General features: G+C 59.4%; 18 protein-coding genes. 5 read left to right on the top strand and 13 right to left on the bottom strand.

The window, feature by feature from the left end:
* Window positions 1-19: 19 nt before the first annotated feature.
* Window positions 20-691, bottom strand: coding sequence for a DsbA family protein (locus tag VWY34_RS20225; RefSeq protein WP_416546561.1), 672 nt, complete (start codon window positions 689-691; stop codon window positions 20-22).
* Window positions 688-1,215: a DUF721 domain-containing protein gene (locus VWY34_RS20220; RefSeq protein ID WP_416542628.1), complete on the bottom strand. Its 528-nt coding sequence runs from the start codon at window positions 1,213-1,215 to the stop codon at window positions 688-690. The genes VWY34_RS20225 and VWY34_RS20220 overlap by 4 nt, the downstream gene beginning before the upstream one ends.
* 84 nt (window positions 1,216-1,299) lie before the next feature.
* Here VWY34_RS20220 and mutY point away from each other — a divergent pair, with 84 nt between their 5' ends.
* Together mutY and VWY34_RS20210 are read left to right on the top strand one after the other, a co-directional pair.
* Window positions 1,300-2,364 carry an A/G-specific adenine glycosylase gene (gene mutY / locus VWY34_RS20215; protein WP_416546559.1) on the top strand — a complete coding sequence of 355 codons (1,065 nt, stop codon included), beginning with the start codon at window positions 1,300-1,302 and terminating at the stop codon, window positions 2,362-2,364.
* Window positions 2,365-2,437: 73 nt separating this feature from the next.
* A complete protein-coding gene (locus VWY34_RS20210; RefSeq protein ID WP_416546557.1) occupies window positions 2,438-3,601 on the top strand; it encodes an alkane 1-monooxygenase in 1,164 nt (387 codons plus the stop codon).
* A 7-nt stretch (window positions 3,602-3,608) separates the two neighbouring features.
* Here VWY34_RS20210 and VWY34_RS20205 read toward each other — a convergent pair whose 3' ends face one another.
* From VWY34_RS20205 to VWY34_RS20190, 4 genes are all read right to left on the bottom strand, one after another.
* Window positions 3,609-4,976 carry an adenylate/guanylate cyclase domain-containing protein gene (locus VWY34_RS20205; RefSeq protein ID WP_416548990.1) on the bottom strand — a complete coding sequence of 456 codons (1,368 nt, stop codon included), beginning with the start codon at window positions 4,974-4,976 and terminating at the stop codon, window positions 3,609-3,611.
* A gap of 179 nt (window positions 4,977-5,155) precedes the next feature.
* Window positions 5,156-6,259: a site-specific DNA-methyltransferase gene (locus tag VWY34_RS20200; RefSeq protein ID WP_340546957.1), complete on the bottom strand. Its 1,104-nt coding sequence runs from the start codon at window positions 6,257-6,259 to the stop codon at window positions 5,156-5,158.
* Between the two features lie 110 nt (window positions 6,260-6,369).
* Window positions 6,370-6,987, bottom strand: coding sequence for a ribonuclease HII (locus tag VWY34_RS20195; protein ID WP_340546958.1), 618 nt, complete (start codon window positions 6,985-6,987; stop codon window positions 6,370-6,372).
* Between the two features lie 111 nt (window positions 6,988-7,098).
* Window positions 7,099-7,596 (bottom strand): hypothetical protein, encoded by a 498-nt coding sequence (locus VWY34_RS20190; RefSeq protein ID WP_340546959.1) that lies wholly within the window; start codon window positions 7,594-7,596, stop codon window positions 7,099-7,101.
* 167 nt (window positions 7,597-7,763) lie between these two features.
* Here VWY34_RS20190 and VWY34_RS20185 point away from each other — a divergent pair, with 167 nt between their 5' ends.
* The 3 genes from VWY34_RS20185 (at window position 7,764) to VWY34_RS20175 (ending at window position 10,494) form a co-directional block, all read left to right on the top strand.
* Window positions 7,764-8,069 carry a hypothetical protein gene (locus VWY34_RS20185; RefSeq protein WP_416534449.1) on the top strand — a complete coding sequence of 102 codons (306 nt, stop codon included), beginning with the start codon at window positions 7,764-7,766 and terminating at the stop codon, window positions 8,067-8,069.
* Complete coding sequence (locus VWY34_RS20180) at window positions 8,041-8,742, top strand: winged helix-turn-helix domain-containing protein (protein WP_416546554.1); 702 nt, start codon at window positions 8,041-8,043, stop codon at window positions 8,740-8,742. The genes VWY34_RS20185 and VWY34_RS20180 overlap by 29 nt, the downstream gene beginning before the upstream one ends.
* A 174-nt stretch (window positions 8,743-8,916) precedes the next feature.
* Window positions 8,917-10,494, top strand: a complete 1,578-nt coding sequence (locus tag VWY34_RS20175) for a DUF427 domain-containing protein (protein WP_416546552.1) — start codon at window positions 8,917-8,919, stop codon at window positions 10,492-10,494.
* Here the strand turns inward: VWY34_RS20175 and VWY34_RS20170 are convergent.
* The 7 genes from VWY34_RS20170 to urtB form a co-directional block, all read right to left on the bottom strand.
* Window positions 10,491-11,525: an ACP S-malonyltransferase gene (locus VWY34_RS20170; RefSeq protein ID WP_416546550.1), complete on the bottom strand. Its 1,035-nt coding sequence runs from the start codon at window positions 11,523-11,525 to the stop codon at window positions 10,491-10,493. The two genes, VWY34_RS20175 and VWY34_RS20170, sit on opposite strands and share 4 nt — an antisense overlap.
* A complete protein-coding gene (locus tag VWY34_RS20165) occupies window positions 11,522-13,711 on the bottom strand; it encodes a dehydrogenase E1 component subunit alpha/beta (RefSeq protein WP_416546548.1) in 2,190 nt (729 codons plus the stop codon). The genes VWY34_RS20170 and VWY34_RS20165 overlap by 4 nt, the downstream gene beginning before the upstream one ends.
* Window positions 13,712-13,889: 178 nt before the next feature.
* A complete protein-coding gene (locus tag VWY34_RS20160; protein WP_416546546.1) occupies window positions 13,890-15,704 on the bottom strand; it encodes a BCCT family transporter in 1,815 nt (604 codons plus the stop codon).
* 563 nt (window positions 15,705-16,267) lie between these two features.
* The gene (urtE, locus tag VWY34_RS20155; protein WP_416546544.1) at window positions 16,268-16,963 is read right to left on the bottom strand and encodes an urea ABC transporter ATP-binding subunit UrtE; all 696 of its coding nucleotides are present in this window, start codon (window positions 16,961-16,963) and stop codon (window positions 16,268-16,270) included.
* A 3-nt stretch (window positions 16,964-16,966) separates the two neighbouring features.
* Window positions 16,967-17,707: an urea ABC transporter ATP-binding protein UrtD gene (gene urtD / locus VWY34_RS20150; protein WP_416546542.1), complete on the bottom strand. Its 741-nt coding sequence runs from the start codon at window positions 17,705-17,707 to the stop codon at window positions 16,967-16,969.
* Window positions 17,704-18,906: an urea ABC transporter permease subunit UrtC gene (gene urtC, locus VWY34_RS20145; RefSeq protein ID WP_416546540.1), complete on the bottom strand. Its 1,203-nt coding sequence runs from the start codon at window positions 18,904-18,906 to the stop codon at window positions 17,704-17,706. Before urtC ends, urtD begins: the two co-directional genes overlap by 4 nt.
* Window positions 18,907-18,909: 3 nt before the next feature.
* The gene (urtB, locus tag VWY34_RS20140; protein ID WP_416548991.1) at window positions 18,910-20,910 is read right to left on the bottom strand and encodes an urea ABC transporter permease subunit UrtB; all 2,001 of its coding nucleotides are present in this window, start codon (window positions 20,908-20,910) and stop codon (window positions 18,910-18,912) included.
* Window positions 20,911-20,978: the final 68 nt, after the last annotated feature.

Here is a 20,978-nt window from a genome sequence, read left to right as displayed (position 1 = left end):
TTTCCCAAAGGAAGGGGTATCAGCCGTCGAGTTCGGCGTCGATCAGCGCTTTGAACGCCTCATAAGACTGATTTTCCACTTTCTTGCCGTTCAGGATGAACGACGGCGTGGACTCGATGCCATGCTCTGTCGCATTTTCCTGATACCAGTTGACGAGGGTCTGGGCCTTGGTCCCATCCTGAAGACAGGCCTCCAGCTGTTCCTCTTCCAGACCTGCGAGCCGCCCGATCTTGCGCAGCGCATCAACGATTTCAGTCGCGCCACCCGCTCGGGCCCAATCAGATTGCCCCTTGTAGAACAGGTCGCTGATCCCGAAGAACTTCTCAGGTCCTCCACAGCGCGCAATCATCGACGCCCAAAGGCCATAGCGATCAAAATAGACCTCGCGGTAGATGAACTTCACCTTTCCGGTGTCGATGTAATCCTGCTTCAGCTGCTTGTACGCACCCTGGTGGAAATTCGCGCAATGCGGACAGGTATAGGACGCATATTCAATCAGCGTTACCGGAGCATCTTCGGCACCTTGCACCATCTCGACGATGGTGGAGGTATCAACCTCTGCATCTTGCGCGTAGGCCGCCCCAACCAGCGGGTTGCCGGGCAGAGAGGTGCCGCCTTGCAATGCGGCATAACCATAGATACCCGCCGCAACGACAGCGGAGGCAAAGATGCCGGACATCAAACGGGTCATTCATACCCCTTTCTAAGAGTTTTCTGTTTCGTCAGCACGTTGCGCCCAAGCCGTTCAAGCGCTGCGCGCAATTCATCACTTTCGACCCCGGTCGCAGCCTCGGCTGCCGCCGCCACGTCCTTCGGATCAGGCGCCTGGGGTTTGCGGACCTTCGGAGCGTATTTAAAGGAAACCTGCCCCTCGGCAAAGCCAGTGGGCGCGGTCTGGGTAATCCGGACCTTGGAAATTGCGTTATAGCCGTAAACCGCGTTCACCTTGCAGCGCAGAGGCTCTTTCTGCATTTCCAGCATCGGCGCATGGGCACCGGTGGTCAACAACGTCAACGTCGCTCCAAATCCACCGCGCCCGTAGTGCACATTGACCGGGCGCGCGATAGAGGAGATGTCGGGACCGGCAATTTCTTCCCAATGGGTGAGCAGGCGCGACACCGCAAAGCCCCGGCTTTCGCCGGCTTTGCGAATCTGATCGTTCAGAAGCTGCGATGTTCGCTTGAACCCGCGAGATTTTGTCCGTTGCACTGCCATGACCGTGGTTTTGCTAGACTGCTCGCCCTATTGTAAAGGGCTGCCAAGCGAGAACCAGCGAAACCGGGCCATAAAGGATAAAGAATGCGTGACCTCAACAGCGAGAGCCATCCGCAGAGCCGTGATTTGCTGGAATGGTACGACCAGCACGCGCGCAGCCTGCCCTGGCGTGTCAGCCCGTCGGATCGCGCCGCCGGTATCTGGCCCGATCCCTACCGCATCTGGCTGAGCGAGGTCATGTTGCAACAAACCACTGTGGCTGCCGTCAAGGACTACTTCCACCGGTTCACCAGCCGCTGGCCGACGGTGGCAGATCTCGCGGCGGCGGCGGATGCAGATGTCATGGGGGAATGGGCAGGTCTTGGGTATTACGCACGGGCACGCAATCTGCTGAAATGCGCGCGCGTGGTGGCGGAGGAACACGGTGGCACCTTTCCGAATACCTATGACGGGCTGATCGCCCTACCCGGCATCGGCCCCTATACCGCCGCCGCCATTTCGGCGATCGCATTTGACCGCCCGGAAACCGTGCTGGACGGCAATGTCGAGCGGGTGATGGCGCGGCTTTACGATATCCATACCCCCCTGCCAGCGGCCAAACCCCAGCTGAAAGAGAAAGCTGCAGCCTTGACCCCAGCGATGCGCCCGGGCGACCACGCACAGGCGGTGATGGATCTCGGCGCGACGATCTGCACACCGCGCAATCCGGCCTGTGGCATCTGCCCATGGCGCAGCCCCTGCGCTTCCCGTGCGGCTGGCACAGCTCTGGAACTGCCAAAGAAAACCCCCAAGAAACCCAAGCCAACCCGCCTTGGCATCGTCTATCTGGCACGCAGCTGCGATGGCGACTGGTTGCTGGAGCAGCGCCCGGACAAGGGGTTGCTGGGCGGTATGCTGGGCTGGCCGGGCAGTGATTGGAACGACGATCCGGCCCCAGCCCCACCGTTTGAGGCCGATTGGCAGGATCTGGGGGCGGAGGTGCGTCACACCTTCACCCATTTTCACCTGGTCCTGCAGGTCATGCTGGCGGAGCTGCCACCGGGTTTCACACCGCAGGACAGTCAGCGCGCGATAAAACGACATGACTTCAAACCCACCGACCTGCCGACGGTGATGCGCAAGGCCTTCGATCTCTGGAAGGGGCGCTGATGCCTTCTCTTTTATCCGGGCAGGGCGCATAGTCGACCACGAACGCGCCCGACCTGAATGAGGCTGTACTGGAATGATATCCGCCGAGACTCTGCGCAGCTGGCAGGCCGCCCTGCCCTTTTGGTTGTCCTTTCTGCTGGTGCCGCTGGTCGGGCTCGCCGCTCTTTATGGTGGCTGGCTCATCCTGCTGCCGCCCTTCGTCACCTGGTATCTCTTTGCGGCATTGGACGGGGTCTTCGGGCTTAATCTTGAAAACGCGGATCCGCTCACGCCCGAAGAAGATCTTCATTGGTATTCCTCACTGACCATTGCCTGGGTTCCGGTGCAGGTCCTGCTCCTGATTGCCATGCTAATCTACGTGCCTGGCGCCGATCATCTCTCGGGTGCGGAGAAATTCGGGGTATTCTTCGGTGTTGGCGTCCTCAGCGGCACAATAGGGATCAACTACAGCCACGAATTGATGCACCAGAAGAGCAGACTGGAGCGTTGGCTGGCGGATATCCTGCTGGCAATGGTGCTCTATTCACACTTCAGATCCGAGCATCTGCTCGTGCATCATCGCCATGTCGGCACACCCCGCGATCCGGTCACAGCGCGCTACAACGAGGGCTTCCATCGTTTCTATCCGCGTGTTCTGTGGCAATGCTGGCGGTCTGCGTTTCGGGCTGAGAGAGCACAACTGGCGCGCCGCAACCTACCTTGGACTGACCGGCGCAACCCGTTCTTTCGCTATTGGGCGCTGCAAGCCGCGTTTCTGCTGATGGCCTTTGTGCTGGGCGGGATGCTCGGCGTTGGGTTGTTCCTGGTCCAGGCGGGTGTCGCGATCTGGCAGCTGGAACTGGTGAACTACGTTGAACACTACGGTCTTACGCGCAAATACTTGGGCGGGGGCAAATTTGAGCCTGTGATGCCGCGCCATTCGTGGAATGCAGCCCATAAGGCGTCAAACTGGCTGTTGATCAACCTGCAACGCCATTCCGACCACCACTACAAACCCGATCGTCGCTTTCCCCTGCTTCAGAATCACACATCAACCGATGCTCCCCAGCTACCCTACGGCTATCCGGTCATGACAGTTGCGGCGATGATACCACCGCTGTGGCGGCGGATCATGAACCCGCGAGTGCGGCGCTGGCGGCAGATGTATTATCCTGACATCACCGATTGGAGCGCCTACAATGCGGCCCGTTGCCCCGAAGACCGCCCCGACCCGACACCGGCAGGCCCGCGCGCCTAGCGGACACCTAGCGGGGCAGCGCCCATAGTGTCATCGGTCGGGTCAGCCCACGCAGTTCAGATGCGCCGTGCTGCACGAAACCTGCTTGCAGATCTCTGGCGCCGCCTTCGTCCTGCACACGCTGCCGCAGGGTCTCGCTGATCACCATCTGAGCGTTCATCTCGCGGGTGCGCTCCTCCAGTCGGGCTGCAATATTCACCGCGTTACCGATCACCGCATATTCCAACCGGTTTGCGCCGATATTGCCAATCACCGTCTCACCATAGTGAACACCGATGCCAACGCGGATTTCTGCCTCGCCGTAGCCGCGTCGCTCGGCATTCCATTCCGCTACCGACGCCAGCATGGCCCGCCCGCAAGCCAGGGCGTTACTTGCGTCCCTCGGACCAGCCAGCGGTGTGCCAAAGGTCGCCATCAAACCATCGCCCAGATACTTGTCCAGCGTGCCGTGATGACGGAACACCTCCTTTTCCATGCGGCCATGAAAATCGCGCAAGAGGTCAATCACCTGATAGGCGTCGCGCTCGGCCGCCAGGCGGGTGAACCCGACAATGTCAATGAACAGAATGGCCACGTCCTGACGGCGGGTCTGCTTCAGCGGTTCATCATTTTGCGACAGCTGCTGCACCACATTGGGCGAGAAATACCGTGACAGATTGGCCCGTTCACGCTCAAGACCAGCATTATTCTGGATCAGCGCGTAAAGCCGTTTTGAGGATATACCCAGCGTCACTGCCACCAGAAAGAACACGATAACCTCCTGCAGGCGCTGATGCAGGAGAAAGCTGTTCGGATCGAGAAATTCAGCCATGGTCGGATCATAGCCCACAACCTCAAGCACCCGTTCGGTCAGGCCGGGCACCGGATCCGTCAGCCACCAGACCATGATCGCCGCAAATAGCCAGATGACTGCGGTCCAGATGCCGATGGCAACCACCGTGCGCCAGGAATAGGCCAGAGTCCCCGCGGCAAGTATGATGAAAAAATAGATGAAATTTCCAAACCGATACTGAATTGGCAGCGGCGTATCGTCGACACTCAGCGGATTTGGCAGAACCATTCCGATGGTCATGATCGACAGATCGGCAAAAATCAGCAGCATCTCAAGCCGTGATTGCCCTACCCGTCCAACCCGGCGGATCAGCCAGCCGTTCAGACACAGCAACGCAAGGATAAAGTGATAATACAGCACATCCCATTTGGGGTTCACATAGATCAGAAAAACCGCCGTTACGGCCATGGCGATCCAGCGCGCCCGCACCGCAAGCTCCAGCCCATTGCGTTTGTGCTCTGTTAGCGCATAGGGGCTCTCCTGTCTGAAAATGGCTTCGTCGCTATCCAAGGCAGGAGCGGGGGCGGAGGCGGTTACTGCCATGATATGTATCCATCCATTGGCGCCGGTCTTGCGTCAAACTAACGGCAGCTGCCAACGGATGCACCCCTTGAACCGACAGCGCTGAAACGAAAAGACCCCGCCATGACGGCGGGGCAAGGTTGGCGCCGTCGACAATGCGACAGCGCCTGCGGTTTCACACAGGTTGTGAAAGGGTGGGGTCAGTTTTGCAATTCTGCCCGAATCTGCTGTCGCAGCACGTCGATGGGCACGGTCTTTCCGTCCCGCTTGAAACACCAGTAGGTCCAGCCATTGCAGGAGGGCGCGTTTTCCAGATGCGCTCCGACCTGATGGATTGATCCCTTGATATTGTCGCCAATCAGCGTGCCGTCTGCGCGCACTTTTGCCTTGTGCCGACGGTTCATCGAATAAAGCTCGTCGCCCGGGCGCAACATGCCGCGCTCGACCAGCTGACCAAAGGGGACGCGCGGTTCGGCACGTTTGCTGGCAGAGACCTGCAGCGCTTCGCGGTCGAACTTGCGTACGGATTTGATGCGCTTTTCGGCAACTTCACGGTAGGCGGCTTCGCGCTCGATTCCGATAAATTCACGGCCCAGCATCTTTGCCACGGCGCCCGTGGTTCCGGTGCCAAAGAACGGGTCCAACACCACATCGCCCGGATTCGTCGAGCCAACGAGAATGCGGTGCAGCAGCGCCTCGGGTTTCTGCGTCGGATGCGCCTTATTGCCGGCCTCATCCTTCAGCCGCTCATGGCCGGTACAGATCGGCATGACCCAGTCCGAACGCATCTGCAAACCTTCGTTCAGCGCTTTCAGCGCCTCATAGTTGAAGGTATATTTCGCGCCTTCGGATTTTGAGGCCCAGATCATCGTCTCATGCGCGTTGGTGTAACGCTTGCCCCGGAAATTCGGCATTGGGTTCGACTTGCGCCAGATCACATCGTTGAGGATCCAGAAGCCTTCGTCCTGCACCGCTGTGCCGACTCGGAAGATGTTGTGGTACGATCCGATCACCCAGATGGAGCCGTTTGGCTTCAGGATACGGCGCGCCTGTTTAAGCCAGGCACGGGTAAACTCGTCATAGACGCCAAAGCTGGAAAACTGATCCCAGTGGTCATCGACCGCATCGACCTTGCTGTTGTCAGGACGATGCAATTGCCCCTTCAGCTGAAGGTTATAGGGGGGATCCGCAAAAATCAGATCAATCGAATTTGACGGCAGACCGGACATCACGTCGATACAGTCACCGTCAAGGATCGCGTTTAGCGGGAGCGCCGCGGCGCCCCGTGTAAGTGTTTTGTTCATTTGCTCTGCCTCGATAACCACGGCGCATTTTTGCGCTCATTTTGGTTGTCCACAGGATGAGTCATCGTGGATTCGAGGTCAATTTGTTTTTTAGAACAAGGTGATGAGGTTCACTCTTGATACAATATGTTGTGGACAGGTTTAAAGGAACGCCGATGATGTGGGGTCACGCCCAGGTTCACCAGGGCGTCGCGGTGCTGTTTGGACGGGTAGCCTGCGTTTTTCTCCCAGCCATAGCCGGGAAACTGTTGCGCCAAATCCACCATGATCCGGTCACGGGCCAGTTTTGCCACGATGGATGCCGCCGCGATGGAGACTGATTTGCTGTCTCCCTTGATCACAAACTCCGATGTCTGGAGCAGACCCTTGGGGATCAGATTGCCATCGATCAGCAAATAATCCGGCGCCGGATCCAGGGCTGCAACGGCCCGCTCCATTGCCAGATGCGAGGCGCGCAGAATGTTCAGGGAATCAATCTCTTCGACGCTGGCATGAGCAATCGCAACCTCGGCCTGCGCAAAGATCGACGCTTCGACCGCCTCGCGCCGCTTGGCGCTTAGCTTCTTTGAATCGTTCAGCCCCTCGGGAATATTGTCGGCGTCCAGGATGACCGCAGCGGCGGTCACCGGTCCGGCGAGCGGGCCACGCCCAACCTCATCCACGCCTGCAATACGTATATGGCCACGCGCACGGGCGGCCGCTTCCAATGTGTAATCGGGATAATCCATCCCTTGGTCTGACCGGGTTTTAAGCCGGGTTTCAAGTCCGACCGCATATACCGCGCAAAAAAGAGGGGGCCGAAGCCCCCTAAGTCTGCTCGAACCCAGGTCCCGCCGACCTCAGCGACGGGTAATGCGATAGCCGCGGTCCTTGAGGCAATCCGGGCGATAGCCGACACGATTGCGTTTGCCATTCCAGAAGGTCACCTGGCAGGCGCGCGGCAGGGTGTGCTCAAATCCGTACTGTTTGCGCAGACAGCCCTGCCCCATCAAAGTCCGGCTTTGGCTGTAGCGCGGGAAATAGCGCACGCATTGTGCCGGCAGATCATAGCGCGCAACATGCGGCGGAAGCGGTCTGGGATGATGAGGCCGATACGGCTTGCCATGTGACGGACGATGCGGACGGGTGACCTGTGGCTGATCATCATCGCGATTGTTCTTCACGATTGCACCGATGATGCCAAGCACGGCTAGACCCGCCAGCACCTTGGCAACATCCTCGTCCGCCCGTGCAGGCGCCGCGGAAAACCCGGTCACCGCGACCGCTGCGGCAACGATCAGCGTGATGAATTTGCGATGCGGTTTGGCATTTACATCAATGCGACTGCTGCGAAACATGGGATGTCCTTCCTGAAGTTCTGAAAACATGAGGCCAAATGACCGATGCAATCAGCCTGGTTCGGAACCGTGCGGACAGGCAATAACGGCGCCTTGTTATCGAATATCACCACCCGCAATCGCCTGTTGTTATTGAATATCCCGCGACAAATGCGCAGTGTGAGGGTATGAAAAACCTCCTTATCTCCACGGCTCTGATTGCCGGTCTTGCCATTGGTATGCTCAGCGATACGGGCCCGGCCGCAGCGGCCGAGTGTTACGCCGATTACAAGGCGAAACAGGATGCCCCCCTGCGGCTGCATTACGGCGTGATCCAGCTCGGCGGCGGCTGCAGCAAGCCGGCCGCCAAGGCCGAAATCTCCGACCGGTTGTTGGCAGCGGGCTGGACCTTGCTCAATGTTCTGTCCATTTTTGGTCCCGACGGGCTGGAACAAAGGAAAACAGATGCCGGACCCTATTTTCTCCGTTTCTGAGGTGCGCGCGGCGGGAAGCCGCGTCATCGCATTGGGGATCACTGCCATCGTTGCCTTGCTGGCGATTGCCGGTACCGTGCTGCTGCTGACGCTTCCCGATGCCAACGCTTTCAACGCAAGGGTCGAGCGGGTCTTTGTGGAAAACGACCTTACCACGCAGGCCGAGATCAAGCTGCTGGAGATCCTCGCCCAGTCCGGCACCGCCTTTGCCGATACGCTGACCAGCTATCGCATGGTAATTTTTGTGCTGATGGTCTTTGCCACCATGATGATGGTGGCTGCGCTGGTGGTTCTGGCCATGCTGGTCATGCTGAACCGGCGCATAGTCCAGATCGAACGCGCAGGCATCCAAGTGACTGAACTGCTGATCAGCCGCGAAGAAAACACCGTCTACCTCAATACCATGGGCTTCAAACTGACCGCCGCAGCGATGGAAACGCTCGCAGTTCTGGCCGAGGCCCGGCTTGATGACGATGTCCTCTCCGGTGCGGAGATCGAGGCGATGATATCTGGCCGCCCCTCAGTTGACTGCGAAGAGGCCGCAGGAGCGACCCGGATCAAGCGGCTGCGCGATACATTGGGCAATCAGATGGTCAGCGAGCTTCTGGTCAAGAATATCGCCAAGCGCGGCTATGTCCTGTCGATCAGCAAGGATGTGATCCGCATGGTGTGACCCCCCGTGCGCAGGGAGGTCACCGATCCCGCCACCGCATACTGCCGGGCCCTCTGCCCTTATCCAATGGATCAATTCCCTGTGCAGCTCTGGCATTTTGCCGGGAAACCACCACATAGTAGAAAACCAGGCAACATGGATCCCTTGTTGTCAGTCCACCCGGGAACAGCCCTCATGAACATGCGCGCCAGCACCGCAAGACCTGCATATGGAATTATGGTAGAGGAGCTGCGCGGCCCGGTTACGGCGCGGCTCGGTGGCAGGATCATCGCCCAGAGCACCCGTGCCAAGGTGATGTATGAGACCCGCCGACCTGCTGCCATCTATTTTCCCCGTGACGATATCCATACCTGCCTGACGCCTGCAAACGGGCACCAGACCTTCTGCCCGTTTAAGGGAACTGCAGGCTATCAGGATCTGGAACTTGGCGAACAGAGCATCTGCAATGCCGCCTGGTCCTATGACGATGCTCTGCCTGAGGCTTCCGGCATCGCAGGCCATGTCAGTTTTATGCCGGAAGCGCGCGTTGAGATCGACCTTGGCAGCAATCAGCTGGAGGTCCCGGAATACGGTAATATTTCAGGACCGCTGATCGACTGGCTGCTGCGCGAAGCTGCATATCTGCCGACACCTGAGGAATTCACCCAAAGCCTGTCGGAGAAACTGGTCGAACATGGCGTTCACCTGTCGCGCCTCTCGGTGATGGCCTGGTCCCTGCACCCGATGATCGCGGGCAAGAACTTCATCTGGAGCCGCGCCTCCGGCAAGGTCACGACCTACGCCCCAAGCTATGAGATCCACGATCACCCGGCATTTCAGAACAGTCCTCTGCGCCATGTTTCCAACGGGCTTGGCGGCATCCGGCAGCGGTTGGATCTGGATCAGCCCAGCGATGCCTTTCCGATCCTCAGCGATCTGAGGGAAGAGGGCGCAACCGATTACGTGGCGATGCCGCTGCCCTTCTCCGATGGGAGGATAAACGTGCTGACGGTTGCCAGCCATCATCCGAAAGGGTTCTCGACCGAAAACCTGGGGCTGATATTCGAATGTTCTGCGGTTATTGCCCGGTACTATGAAGTGTTCATGCAGCGGGAGAACGCACAGTCCCTGCTGGAAACCTATGTAGGCAAGCGAACCGGCGCGCGGGTTCTGGGTGGGGAAATCCGGCGTGGTGATGGCGATGACATTGATGCCGCCATTATGTTCTGCGACCTGCGTGGATCCACTCGGCTTGAGGAGGACCTGGGCCGCAGCGCCTATATCGAGCTACTCAACAGCTTCTTTGAAACGGTATCGACGATCGTGCATGAACACGGCGGCGAGGTGCTGAAATTCATCGGCGATGCGGTCCTAGCGGTGTTCCCCGCTGGCGACACACCCGATGAGGCACGCGCGCAGGCCCTGCAATCGGCGCGGGCAATTGTTGCCGGACTGGACGCAATGGGCGACGAAGAGGGCAAGCGGCGCTGTGAATCGGCCATCGGTCTCGCCTACGGTCGTGTCACCTACGGCAACGTCGGATCCCGTGAGCGGTTGGATTTCACCGTCATCGGTCAGGCCGCCAATATCGCCGCACGGCTTGGCGACTATGGCAAATCCTGCGGCCATACGATCGTGGTCAGCCGCGACCTGTTGGAAACCCCGGAACAGGCGACGCCGCTTGGCTCAGTATCGCTGCACAATGTCTCCCGCCCGGTTGAGGCCTTCGCCGTTTCCGTGGCGATGGATGCCGACCAGCTCGCCGCGTCCTAACGGCTGACCAGCAGGCGCTGCGCCTCGTCCCCCATTGTTACAACCAGCGGCTCCTGCGCCTGCCGCGCCTTGAACGCAGCCTTGCTACCGAGCCCCTGCCAGTTGATCTGCACCAGCGACTGCGCAACAGCGCCGCCCAGCGTTGCCCCCGGTCCGGTGATGATAAACAGATCCGGCGCGAACTCCTGCGCCGCGACCTGCACCGCGTGAGTGAAATCATAAGGCTCAACGACCTGCGCATTCAGCGTGTAGTCCCTGAGGCTCGTCAGTGAATATCCGCCAGGCCACCAAACCTGCCCGCGCCCGTCGACCAATGGCTTCTTTGCCGCAGAGAACAGGTCCACCGGCAGTCGCGACCGGCCTTCAGCAGCGACCGGGGCCTGTAGGTCGGTATGGAACGCGGCATGGTTGGTCAATCGCATGGGGAAGCGATCCTGCACCTGCGGCACAGCCTGTTCAAACGCATCCAGACCGCCGGCATTGCCCGCCAGCACCAGCATGCCGCCCAGATTGATTGACAGCGACAGGTGATGATCAGGCCTGCTGTCTATGTCACGCACCAGCTGAAGCAGCTCTGTCTTGCGCTGCCGATCCAACTGCCAGTCGTCGCTCTGACAGGGGTAAACCAGCTGCCCGCCAATGAGATGCTGCTGCATCAGCTGACCCATGGTGTTGACCACCTCAAACCCTGTTTGAGGGCTGAGCGCACCGGCAGCGGCCAGCGCGATGTACCAGCCCATCGAATTGCCCGTGACCGCCACGACATCAATGTCTTCGGCGAGTGACTGCGCATCCGCAATCGCGCTGGCATAGATCAGCGGAGAGGCTACATCGCCGCGGGTGTATTTGGACATCGCGTATCTCTCAGCACCATCCAGCGCAGTGACACTCTCTTGGCCCGCGGCCTCGCGCATTGCGTCAAATGATCCAATTAGAGCCTGCTTGTCGGCGTGGTGACGCGCCAGATACCCAAGTTCCGTTTTGTTGTATGTGCCACGTCCGGGACAGATCAGAACAGCGGTGCGGGTCATGTGTCAGCTCCTGTCAGCCGCAGCGCCGCTGCGACGATACTCTCCTTTGACGGCAATGTTGCAGCATAGGCGGGACCGGTCGGGATAAAGCAATCCTCCGCCACGACACGTGCCATCGGCGCGCCATCCGTCTCATAGAACAGCGCCATCAGCGCCTCCGACTGACTTCCTGTGCTGCGGCATTCGTCGACGATCAAGATGTTGTCGCATCCTGCCGTGGCCGCAAGCAGCGCTTCCTTTGGCAACGGCGCGAGCCAGCGCAGATCGACGACCCGGGTGGAAACGCCCTTGGCCTTCAGCTCGGACTGGGCCTGTGTCGCCAAGTAACGGCCATTGCCATAGGTCACGATGGCAAGGTCTTGGCCATCGCCATGCACCCCGACCTCTCCCAACGCAATCCGCTGGTCGGGTGCGGGATAGAGACGCATCCAGCCGCCGTCCTTCGGCTCATGCAAATCACGCATCGGATAAAGCGCTATCGGCTCGACAAAGACCACGACGCGCTGCTCCTCCCGCGCCAGACGCACGGCCTCGCGCAGCATCATCGCGGCCTCGGACCCGTCCGAGGGACAGGCAATCACGATGCCCGGAATATCGCGCAGGACCGCCAGCGAATTGTCATTGTGGAAATGGCCACCGAAGCCTTTCTGATAGCCCAGACCGGCGATCCGCAGCACCATCGGATTGCTGAACTGGCCGTTAGAGAAAAACGGCAGGGTCGCGGCTTCGCCACGGATCTGATCCTCGGCGTTGTGTAGATAGGCCAGGAACTGGATCTCCGGGATCGGGACAAATCCGTTGTGTCCCATGCCGATGGCCAGCCCAAGAATCGACTGCTCGTCCAGCAAGGTATCAATCACCCGGTCCGGGCCAAACCGCTGTTGCAGCTTCTGGGTGACGCCATAGACGCCACCCTTCCGGCCGACATCTTCGCCCATAGTGACCAGCTCAGGATGCTCCAGCATCAGGTCGGTCAAGGCCCAGTTGATCAACCGGCTCATCGGCTGGGGGTCTGTCTGAGCACGCAGATCGCTGCCCAGAATTTCTGCCCGCACCTCACCGCTTGGCCCGTTCGTCTTGCGACAGACCCGCTTTGGTGGGATCAGGCTGGCACTGACATCCCCTGCCGTTCTCAGATGCGGACGGGTGACGACCTCTGTGCGGATCCGTTCAACCCGCGCGCAGGTCTCAGTGTAAATCTCCAGTGCCGCTTCCCGTGACAAAGCTCCGGATTGTGACAGCAACCGCACGGAGTGCAGCAGCGGATCATTGGCCTCATCCGCCTCAACCTCTGCCTTACTGAGGTAAGTGGTCGGCACGTCTGCGCCTGCATGTCCGTAGAGCCGTACGGTGCGCAGATGCAGGAAAGCAGGCTTGCGGCAGCGACGAACGTAGTCGGCGGCTGCCCCGGCCACCGCATAGGTGTCGTGGATATTCAGCCCGTCGGCCTGAAAATAGCGCATGCCCGGCCGATGCGACATCGACGCTTCGATCCACCCCTTCGGAGTCTTGACCGAAATGCCAATCCCGTTGTCCTCACAGACAAACAGCAGCGGCAAAGGTGTCGACTGCACAGACGCCCAACAGGCGGTATTGATCGCTCCTTGTGCCGTCGAATGATTGGCCGAGGCATCGCCGAAGGAACACATCACAAGCCCATCGTCAGGCAGAACCCGGTGCTCTGGATCATGCCGTCGCGCGGCACCGATAGAATAGGCCGCGCCGACCGCCTTGGGCAGATGGCTGGCAATGGTCGAGGTCTGTGGCGGGATCATCAGCGCCTTGGATCCCAGCACCTTGTGCCGCCCTCCCGATGTCGGATCTTCGGCAGAACAGGCAAAGGACAGCAGCATATCCCAGGCAATGCTCTGACCCGGTACCTGATCTGCCCGGGCGATCTGAAATGCGGCGTCGCGGTAGTGCAGGAAGGCCATGTCATCAGCGCGCAAGGCCCGCGCAACCGCCGCCATTCCTTCATGACCGGACGAGCCGATCGTGTAGAAACCCTGCCCAGCCTTTTGCATAGCCCGGCTGGTGCGGTCCAGGGCACGGCTCAGGACCTGCGCGCGAAAGATCGCGACCGCATCACTGCTGCAAAGGTCCCCCACCGGCGACGGCCCCGAGGGCAGGCGGCCTGCGACCACTCGATCAAGGAAATTTTGATGTACGATCTCGGCGCGATCCATGGCCTACCCCTTATTGCTCAGGGGCTTTATCGCCGATATGCGCCAGTCTTACCAATGAGATTACAGCAGGCACTCATGAGCAAAACTCATACTGCTCAGGTCAAAGACCGCTCCGCGGAATGACAAAGGCCGCGCCGAGGCGCGACCTTTTCTAACAAGCAATCAATGAGGGTCGGGATCAGTCTGCCTTTGCCCGCAAACTGTCGCGATACAGCGCCTTGGCCAGTGAAATCATCATGAAAACCATGACAATCGTGAAGGGCAGTGCGCCAATGATCATAGCGTTTTGCAAGGCTCCGAATGGATTGGAAGCCGCGCCACTGTTGCCAGCGATGATCAGCGCCCCGATGACCGAGGTCAGAATCAAGCCCCAGATGATACGGTGCTTGATCCCGGTTTCCTCTTCGCCACCGGACATGATGGTGTTCATCACCAGAATACCCGAATCCGCTGAGGTCACGAGGAAGGTCATGATCAGCACAACACACATCACGGTGATGGCAGACAGGAAGCCGCCCGAAATCATCTGCTCGAGCGTCACAAACAGCTTGGCGGTATTGGTCGCCCCGATGATCGACCCTGCGGCGGTACCGTTCAGTTCCAGATCAATCGCGGTGCCGCCTAGAATGGTCATCCACAGGAAGCAGACGATGGCAGGTGCGATCACGCAGCCCAGAATGAACTCACGCACGGTGCGCCCTTTGGAAATACGTGCCAGGAACAAACCGACGAAGGGCGAGAAGGCAATCCACCAGGCCCAGTAGAATGTGGTCCAGCCTGCCTGCCAGCCGAACTGGCGACCGGGTTCCCCGGCTGCATAGATCGCATCGGCATCCAGCGCTGCCGCCGACGCAGGCAGCCCTTCGGTGAAGCCGCCCAGCGACCCCCAGGGGGATGTTGCCGAACCGTAGACCGAGCTCAGATCTTCCGCAGGAAGCGCCTGTGCAGCCTCCGGCAGAGCCGTCGCAAAGGCATCCGCCGATTGCGGCCCATAGGCACCAAAGGACATCTGAGTGAAATGCAGGATGTAATCGACCAGACCGCTGCCGAATTTAGTCATCGCAAAGAAGAACGACCCAAAGAACACAAAGGTCAGCAGCAGGATAACCGACAGTACGAGATTGAGGTTGGAGAGATATTTGATGCCGCGACCAACCCCGGAAACTGCAGAAAGAATCGACAGCCCCATGATCACGAAAAGCGCCGACAGCAGGCCAACGGTGCTCGGTTTCGGCGCTTCGGCATCTCCGTTCATCAGCCATTCCATCCCTGAAACCGCATAGACGCCATCAACGAACTGGCTGACACCAAAACCGATGGTGACGGACACGCCAAGAATGGTGGCCACAACACCCAGAACATCAACCAGATGGCCGATAAAGCCATTTGCAGCCTTGCCGAGCAACGGCGTCAGGGCCGACCGGATCGTCAGCGGCATATCGCGCGTATAGGCATAATAGGCCAGCGACAGGCCGGTCAGAACGTAGATCGCCCAGGCGTGAAACCCATAGTGCAGGAAGGTGTAGCGATAGGCGGACTGGACCGCCTCCTCGGTATTTGCTGCGACCTCGCCGGACAGAACCAATGGGTTGGAACCCCAGAGGCCCAGCGGCTCCGCCGTTGCAAAGACCATTAGCCCGACGCCCAGCCCGGCACCAAACATCATCGAGAACCACGAGAAATTGGAGAATTCCGGCGTCGCATCAGCCGCCCCCAGCTTCTTGTTGCCGGTTGCAGGCAGAATGGCCAGAACAAACAGGAAGAAGGCAAACAGTCCCACGGAGATGATGTAGAAGGCGTTGAATCCGTTCAGCAACTCGCTGTTCACCCAGGACAGGGTTCCGCTGGCTTTGCTTGGCCAGACCAAGGCCCAGAGGACCAGCGTCGTCATGATGATCTTACTGATCAACGCGATAGGAAGGCTGTGGCCCTCGTAGAAGCCGGATGGAGCTGTTTCGATCTCCAACTCGGTAAATGGTGGCTTGATTGACATAATCGTTCCCTGTTCCGTGTCGCGCGCCGTTGTTGTCGTTCCCCGTATCACCTGGCGCTCGGGTGGCGGGTTGTGCGCAGCGCACGCAGAGGTGCTGCGCAAGGCTCGATATGCGGTCACGCGGGCAGATCGGCAGATCCCATGCTGGCCCTTCGGCGCAACCTAGGCTCTGCTGCACGCGCAGCCGTTCGGTTTCAGTTCTGCTCCCCTATCTCCTGTCCCACGCCGACGCCGTCTCGAAGGTGCATCCAAGCCCCCTCGTCCCCATGTCGGCGTCGCGCATTTGGTCAAGACTACTCAATTACAGCGCATCAGGCACTTCGAATAAAATGTAGCGAATTTCAGAAAATCTAAATCCATCGGAAAGACGAATTAGGGTTCAAACATTTCAAATGCTTGCAGCCTGTCAACGCCTGTTCCAACGGCTTATGTCGACCGGAAAAACATCTCGGATACAGAGATCCGCACGCTCAAAATCCCTGATGACCGTGTCAAATTTTTGCGCAAGTGAACCAGACAGACCGGCCCCGGACCAATCCGCGACAGCAGAGACCCGGTAAGGTTTAGACGGAAACACCTGCCAGCAGGTCGGACCGGCTGATGTCGGCACGTTCCCCGGCCAGTGTGATGCGCCCCCGTCGCAGAACGACAAATCTATCTGCAAGCTCATAGGCAAAATCGAAATATTGCTCGACCAGAACAATCGCCATCTCGCCCTCGTCGCGCAGATGCCTGATTACATCTCCGATCTGCTGAATGATATTCGGCTGGATCCCCTCGGTCGGTTCATCAAGCAGCAGCAGCTTCGGACGCGTGATCAATGCGCGTGCAATGGCAAGCTGTTGTTGTTGCCCCCCTGAGAGATCGCCTCCACGGCGATGACGCATATCGTGTAGAACGGGGAACAGCTGGTAGATCCGATCCGGCACCTGGTGATCGATTCGCGGCAGGCAGCCAAACCCGGTTTCGAGATTCTCAAGCACCGTCAGCAACGGAAAGATCTCCCGCCCCTGCGGCACATAAGCGATGCCTTTTTGCGCCAGTTGATAGGATGAGGCAGCCCGCAATGGGTCGCCGTCCAGCAGAATTTCTCCACCGGATCGAGGATGGCGACCGGAAATCGCCTTCATCAGGCTGGTCTTTCCCACGCCATTCGTCCCCATCACGCAGGCCACCTCGCCACGTTTCACCTCCATCGAAATCCCATGCAGGATCTGCGAATGCCCATAGTGCAGCGATATATTCTCCAGCTTCAGCATATTTTAGCGCCCCAGATAAACATCAATGACAGCTTGATCGGCGGTCACATGATCCAGCGATCCTTCGGCGAGGACCGCGCCTTCGTGCAGAACCGTCACCTTGCAGTTGAGGCGCCGCACAAAGTCCATATCGTGCTCCACGACGACAACCGCACGCGTCTTGGCCGCTGCGACCAGGATAGCCGTGGTCTGTTCACGTTCTTCCGGGCTCATACCTGCCGCCGGTTCATCCACCAGCAGCAACCGTGGTTCCTGCGCCAGCAACATGCCGATCTCCAACCACTGTTTCTGCCCATGGCTCAGCTCCCCGGCGGAACGGTGCAAGGTATCGGCCAGACCAACCTCCGCAGCCAGTTCCTGAACGCGGCCAAGATGCGGCGAGCTGGGGCGATAACGTAACACGGCAAACGGGCCGCGGTCCGCCTTCAATGCCAGCAGCAGGTTTTCCTGCACTGTCTGTTCCTCGAAGACCGTCGGTTTCTGGAACTTGCGGCCAATGCCGTCCCGCGCAATGCGCGCTTCGGAACCGGCAAACACCGATCTTCGACGACCATCCCAGATGATGCTGCCGCTATCGGGCGCAGTTTTCCCGGTGACAATATCCATGAAGGTGGTCTTGCCCGCACCGTTTGGTCCGATAATCGCGCGCAGCTCCGCCGGACCAATCCTGAACGACAGGTTGTTGATCGCGCGAAACCCGTCAAAGCTGACCGAAATACCTGAGACTTCCAGAAGCGGATTCATCGCTGGACCTCCTGCTCACCGGGTTCAGTTGTAATCGTTCTGCGTTGCTGGATCAGGTCAAGCAATCCACCGATCCCCTTGGGCGCAAACAGCGTCACCAGAACGAACCCGAGCCCCAGGACAACCTGCCACCAGTCAACCCAGCGAATAGTGAAAATCCCAAGATCAACATCCGGTGCCTGACCGCCAGTAAACCAGCTGGACAGCAGCGAGACGAGTGCGGCACCAATCACCGCGCCGTAAAGTCGGCCACGTCCACCGATGGCGACCCAAACCGCGAGGTAGATAGACGCGATTGGCGCCATCTCAGCAGGGTTGATGATGCCGGCCTGCGGGTAATAAAGCGCACCTGCAATGCCCGCGACACAGGCGGTTCCGGTGAACACCACCAGCTTGTAGCCCTCAACGGAATAGCCCAGAAACCGGACCCGGGTCTCATTGTCGCGGATCGCCCGCAGCACGGATCCAAACTTTCCGCCAACCACCCAGGCAGCCGTCACATAGCCCAGCCCTAATGCAAGGGCCGAGCCCCAGAAAAACCAGATCGAAACCAGCGACTGCGGCACATCAGTCAGACCGGGCAGGTTTTGCAGCCCGCTCAGCCCGTTGTTGCCACGCAATCCGCTGTCGTTCTGGAACAGATATAGCGCCAGCGCCAATGTCATCGCCTGCGTCAGGATCGACAGGTAGACACCCGTGACCCGGCTGCGAAAGGCCAGCCAGCCAAAGACCAGCGCCAGCAGCCCGGGAACCGCCACGACAAGTAAGAGCTGCACTGCCAGACTGTCGGCAAAGGCCCAGACCAGCGGAAAGCTGTCCCCCCCGACGACACCAAAGATCTGGTGTGCGATCGCATCATGTATCTCGCCCTGGGTTGGCCGTAGCACCGCATCCGACAGGGAGCCGAGCACCGCATCCCGCGTACGCTCATACATCAGCCACATGCCAATCATGTAGCCGCCCAGCCCGAAAAACGCGAAATGCCCCAGGCTGAGGATCCCGACATAGCCCCAGATCAGATCCATCGCGATCGCTACCAGACATAGGCAGAGAGTCTTGCCCAGTGTCTTGATCATGGAGGTGGAAACAAACCCGGCCCCCAACCCTTCGGACAGCAGGGTAATTCCCAGCGTGAACAGCGCCAGAACGGCAATGAAAACCAGCACCGATGGATTGCGGGCAATAAACGAACGCTGCATGGATCAGTCCCCCGCCGCGCGGCCACGCAGGACAACAATTCCGCGCGGTCTGAATTGGATGAAGATGATGATCAGCACAATCATATAGGTCTGTGCCGCCAGCGTGTTGGACGGGTTCAGCCATTCGATGCCCTTCTGGGAGAAACCGATCATCACCGCCCCGGCCAGGGTGCCCCAGATACTGCCGACGCCGCCGACCACAACGGTCATGAAGCTCTGGACGATGTAGTCGTTGCCCAGCTCGGAGGTCACCTTGGCAAAGAGCCCGATTGCAACGCCCGCGATGCCCGCGATGCCGGACCCCAGGCCAAAGGTCAGCATATTCACCCGGTCCGGATTGATCCCCATGGATGCCGCCATGCCTCGGTTTTGGGTGACGGCACGGGTTTCCAGCCCCAGGCGTGTGCGCCGGATAATGAACAGCAACAGCCCAAGAAAACCCAACGCCAGCACGAAGATCGCGATACGGATATAACTGATGGACACGACGTCGTTGATGATCCACGCGCCGTCCAGCCATCCCGGTGCGGTCAGCGGGCGCGCCTGCGTCCCGAATATGTTCTTGGCCAACTGCTGCAATGCGATGGAAATACCAAATGTCGCAAGAAGCGTCTCTAACGGCCGATTGTAGAGCCAGCGGATCACCAGACGCTCCATCGCAATCCCCGCTCCGAAGGTCACCGCAAAGGCCGCTGGAATCGCCACCAGAATGGACAGCGTATGATCGGAGATGAACAGCTGCACCACGTAGCCGGTATAAGCCCCCATCATGATGAATTCGCCGTGGGCCATGTTGATGACCCCCATAACGCCAAAGGTGATCGCAAGACCGATGGCCGCCAGAAAATAGATCGACGCCAGAGACATCGCATCCAGAGTGAGATCCGCCGCCTGATTGAAACCGACCTGCCTGTTGATGCGCGCCAGTGCCGCCTCTGCGGCATCCGTCACCGCCAAGGAGGTCTCCTCATAGATGTCAAAGTACCGGTAGCCTGCGACTGCTTCAGCCATCTCTTCCCGGGTTGGGGCCGGGCGGGCCAGACCGGCTGCCACCAGGCCTTCATAGGCCTGTTGCCGCATTGCAGGGTCAGACAATTGCGCCAATGGAATACCGGCCACACGACCATCGGCGATATTGGCCTCCAACGCTGACCTGATCTCGTCGGCCCCCAGCGCCGCAGGTGCCAGATCGCGGGCAACCAGTGCGGCATAGGCATCCTCCGCGCCGATCCCGCGCCCGATACGCCGCTCAGCCGCGACATTTGCACCCGTCGGCGCACCCGAGGAATGGATCTGCAACTCCGTCTGCAACAGCGGGTTCAATGTCGCGCGGACATCAACCCCCAGATCGGCGGACATCTCCTCAATCGCGCCAACACGTGCCTTTGGATCGGTATCAAAGCGAATGGTCAACAGGCGCTCCGCACGCCGCTTCAAGGCCAGAAGATCCTCATCGGTCTCACTAGCAATTGAGGCCCGCAACGGCATGAGCGCCGCGGCTGACGGGTCCCGCCCGATGGAGGTAACTGCCGCCTGTCGTATCGACAGATCCGGGTCTTCCAGTTGGAACCGGACCAGCGCCGTTCCGATCATCGCCCGCACGCCGGAGTTGGGCTTGATCAGCTTGAGATCGCCCTTATCCGCCACCCCGACCATTGCGCCACTGTCGAGGTCAATCAGATCATAGCGCCCATCAGCGTTTTTCTCGGCCCTGAAGAACACGTGGTCGGATGTCCGCAGGACCAGTTTCTTGTCCTGCCAGAGCTGCAAGACAGCCTGAACCTGCGCGAGGCCACTTTCGGCGAAGGCATCAATCGCGGGTTCGATCGTCTGCCGCGAACTGGCGACAATCAAGGCGGACTGCGACTGAAGGAGGTCCTGAACCCCTGTATTCGATGGTGCAGATGCAACAGGCGAAGGCGAGGCCAGTTGAGGCGCTGTCTGCGCCGTGGCAGCCAAGCAGCCCCAAAGCACAAACAGACCAGCGGCAAAAAACCGTGTCATGATAGGCGTCATTTCCGTTCGAGGAGGGAAGAGAGGGTTGGAAGGGAGGAAATCCCCCCTTCCGTTAC

The organism is Phaeobacter sp. JH20_02, from assembly GCF_048056915.1.
GTDB classification, from domain to species: domain Bacteria; phylum Pseudomonadota; class Alphaproteobacteria; order Rhodobacterales; family Rhodobacteraceae; genus Phaeobacter; species Phaeobacter bryozoorum.
The sequence above is the reverse complement of the archived record's forward strand: the minus strand, read 5'-3'. Positions and strand labels throughout refer to the sequence as shown.

What these genes read in the sequence shown, in the direction of transcription:
- VWY34_RS20165 (WP_416546548.1), bottom strand. Translation starts at nt 13,711, where the DNA reads ATGGATCGCGCCGAGATCGTACATCAAAATTTCCTTGATCGAGTGGTC.
- urtE (WP_416546544.1), bottom strand. Translation starts at nt 16,963, where the DNA reads ATGCTGAAGCTGGAGAATATATCGCTGCACTATGGGCATTCGCAGATC.
- VWY34_RS20200 (WP_340546957.1), bottom strand. Translation starts at nt 6,259, where the DNA reads ATGAACAAAACACTTACACGGGGCGCCGCGGCGCTCCCGCTAAACGCG.
- urtB (WP_416548991.1), bottom strand. Translation starts at nt 20,910, where the DNA reads ATGACACGGTTTTTTGCCGCTGGTCTGTTTGTGCTTTGGGGCTGCTTG.
- VWY34_RS20220 (WP_416542628.1), bottom strand. Translation starts at nt 1,215, where the DNA reads ATGGCAGTGCAACGGACAAAATCTCGCGGGTTCAAGCGAACATCGCAG.
- VWY34_RS20225 (WP_416546561.1), bottom strand. Translation starts at nt 691, where the DNA reads ATGACCCGTTTGATGTCCGGCATCTTTGCCTCCGCTGTCGTTGCGGCG.
- mutY (WP_416546559.1), top strand. Translation starts at nt 1,300, where the DNA reads ATGCGTGACCTCAACAGCGAGAGCCATCCGCAGAGCCGTGATTTGCTG.
- VWY34_RS20185 (WP_416534449.1), top strand. Translation starts at nt 7,764, where the DNA reads ATGAAAAACCTCCTTATCTCCACGGCTCTGATTGCCGGTCTTGCCATT.
- VWY34_RS20190 (WP_340546959.1), bottom strand. Translation starts at nt 7,596, where the DNA reads ATGTTTCGCAGCAGTCGCATTGATGTAAATGCCAAACCGCATCGCAAA.
- VWY34_RS20195 (WP_340546958.1), bottom strand. Translation starts at nt 6,987, where the DNA reads ATGGATTATCCCGATTACACATTGGAAGCGGCCGCCCGTGCGCGTGGC.
- VWY34_RS20175 (WP_416546552.1), top strand. Translation starts at nt 8,917, where the DNA reads ATGAACATGCGCGCCAGCACCGCAAGACCTGCATATGGAATTATGGTA.
- VWY34_RS20180 (WP_416546554.1), top strand. Translation starts at nt 8,041, where the DNA reads ATGCCGGACCCTATTTTCTCCGTTTCTGAGGTGCGCGCGGCGGGAAGC.
- urtC (WP_416546540.1), bottom strand. Translation starts at nt 18,906, where the DNA reads ATGCAGCGTTCGTTTATTGCCCGCAATCCATCGGTGCTGGTTTTCATT.
- VWY34_RS20205 (WP_416548990.1), bottom strand. Translation starts at nt 4,976, where the DNA reads ATGGCAGTAACCGCCTCCGCCCCCGCTCCTGCCTTGGATAGCGACGAA.
- VWY34_RS20210 (WP_416546557.1), top strand. Translation starts at nt 2,438, where the DNA reads ATGATATCCGCCGAGACTCTGCGCAGCTGGCAGGCCGCCCTGCCCTTT.
- VWY34_RS20170 (WP_416546550.1), bottom strand. Translation starts at nt 11,525, where the DNA reads ATGACCCGCACCGCTGTTCTGATCTGTCCCGGACGTGGCACATACAAC.
- urtD (WP_416546542.1), bottom strand. Translation starts at nt 17,707, where the DNA reads ATGAATCCGCTTCTGGAAGTCTCAGGTATTTCGGTCAGCTTTGACGGG.
- VWY34_RS20160 (WP_416546546.1), bottom strand. Translation starts at nt 15,704, where the DNA reads ATGTCAATCAAGCCACCATTTACCGAGTTGGAGATCGAAACAGCTCCA.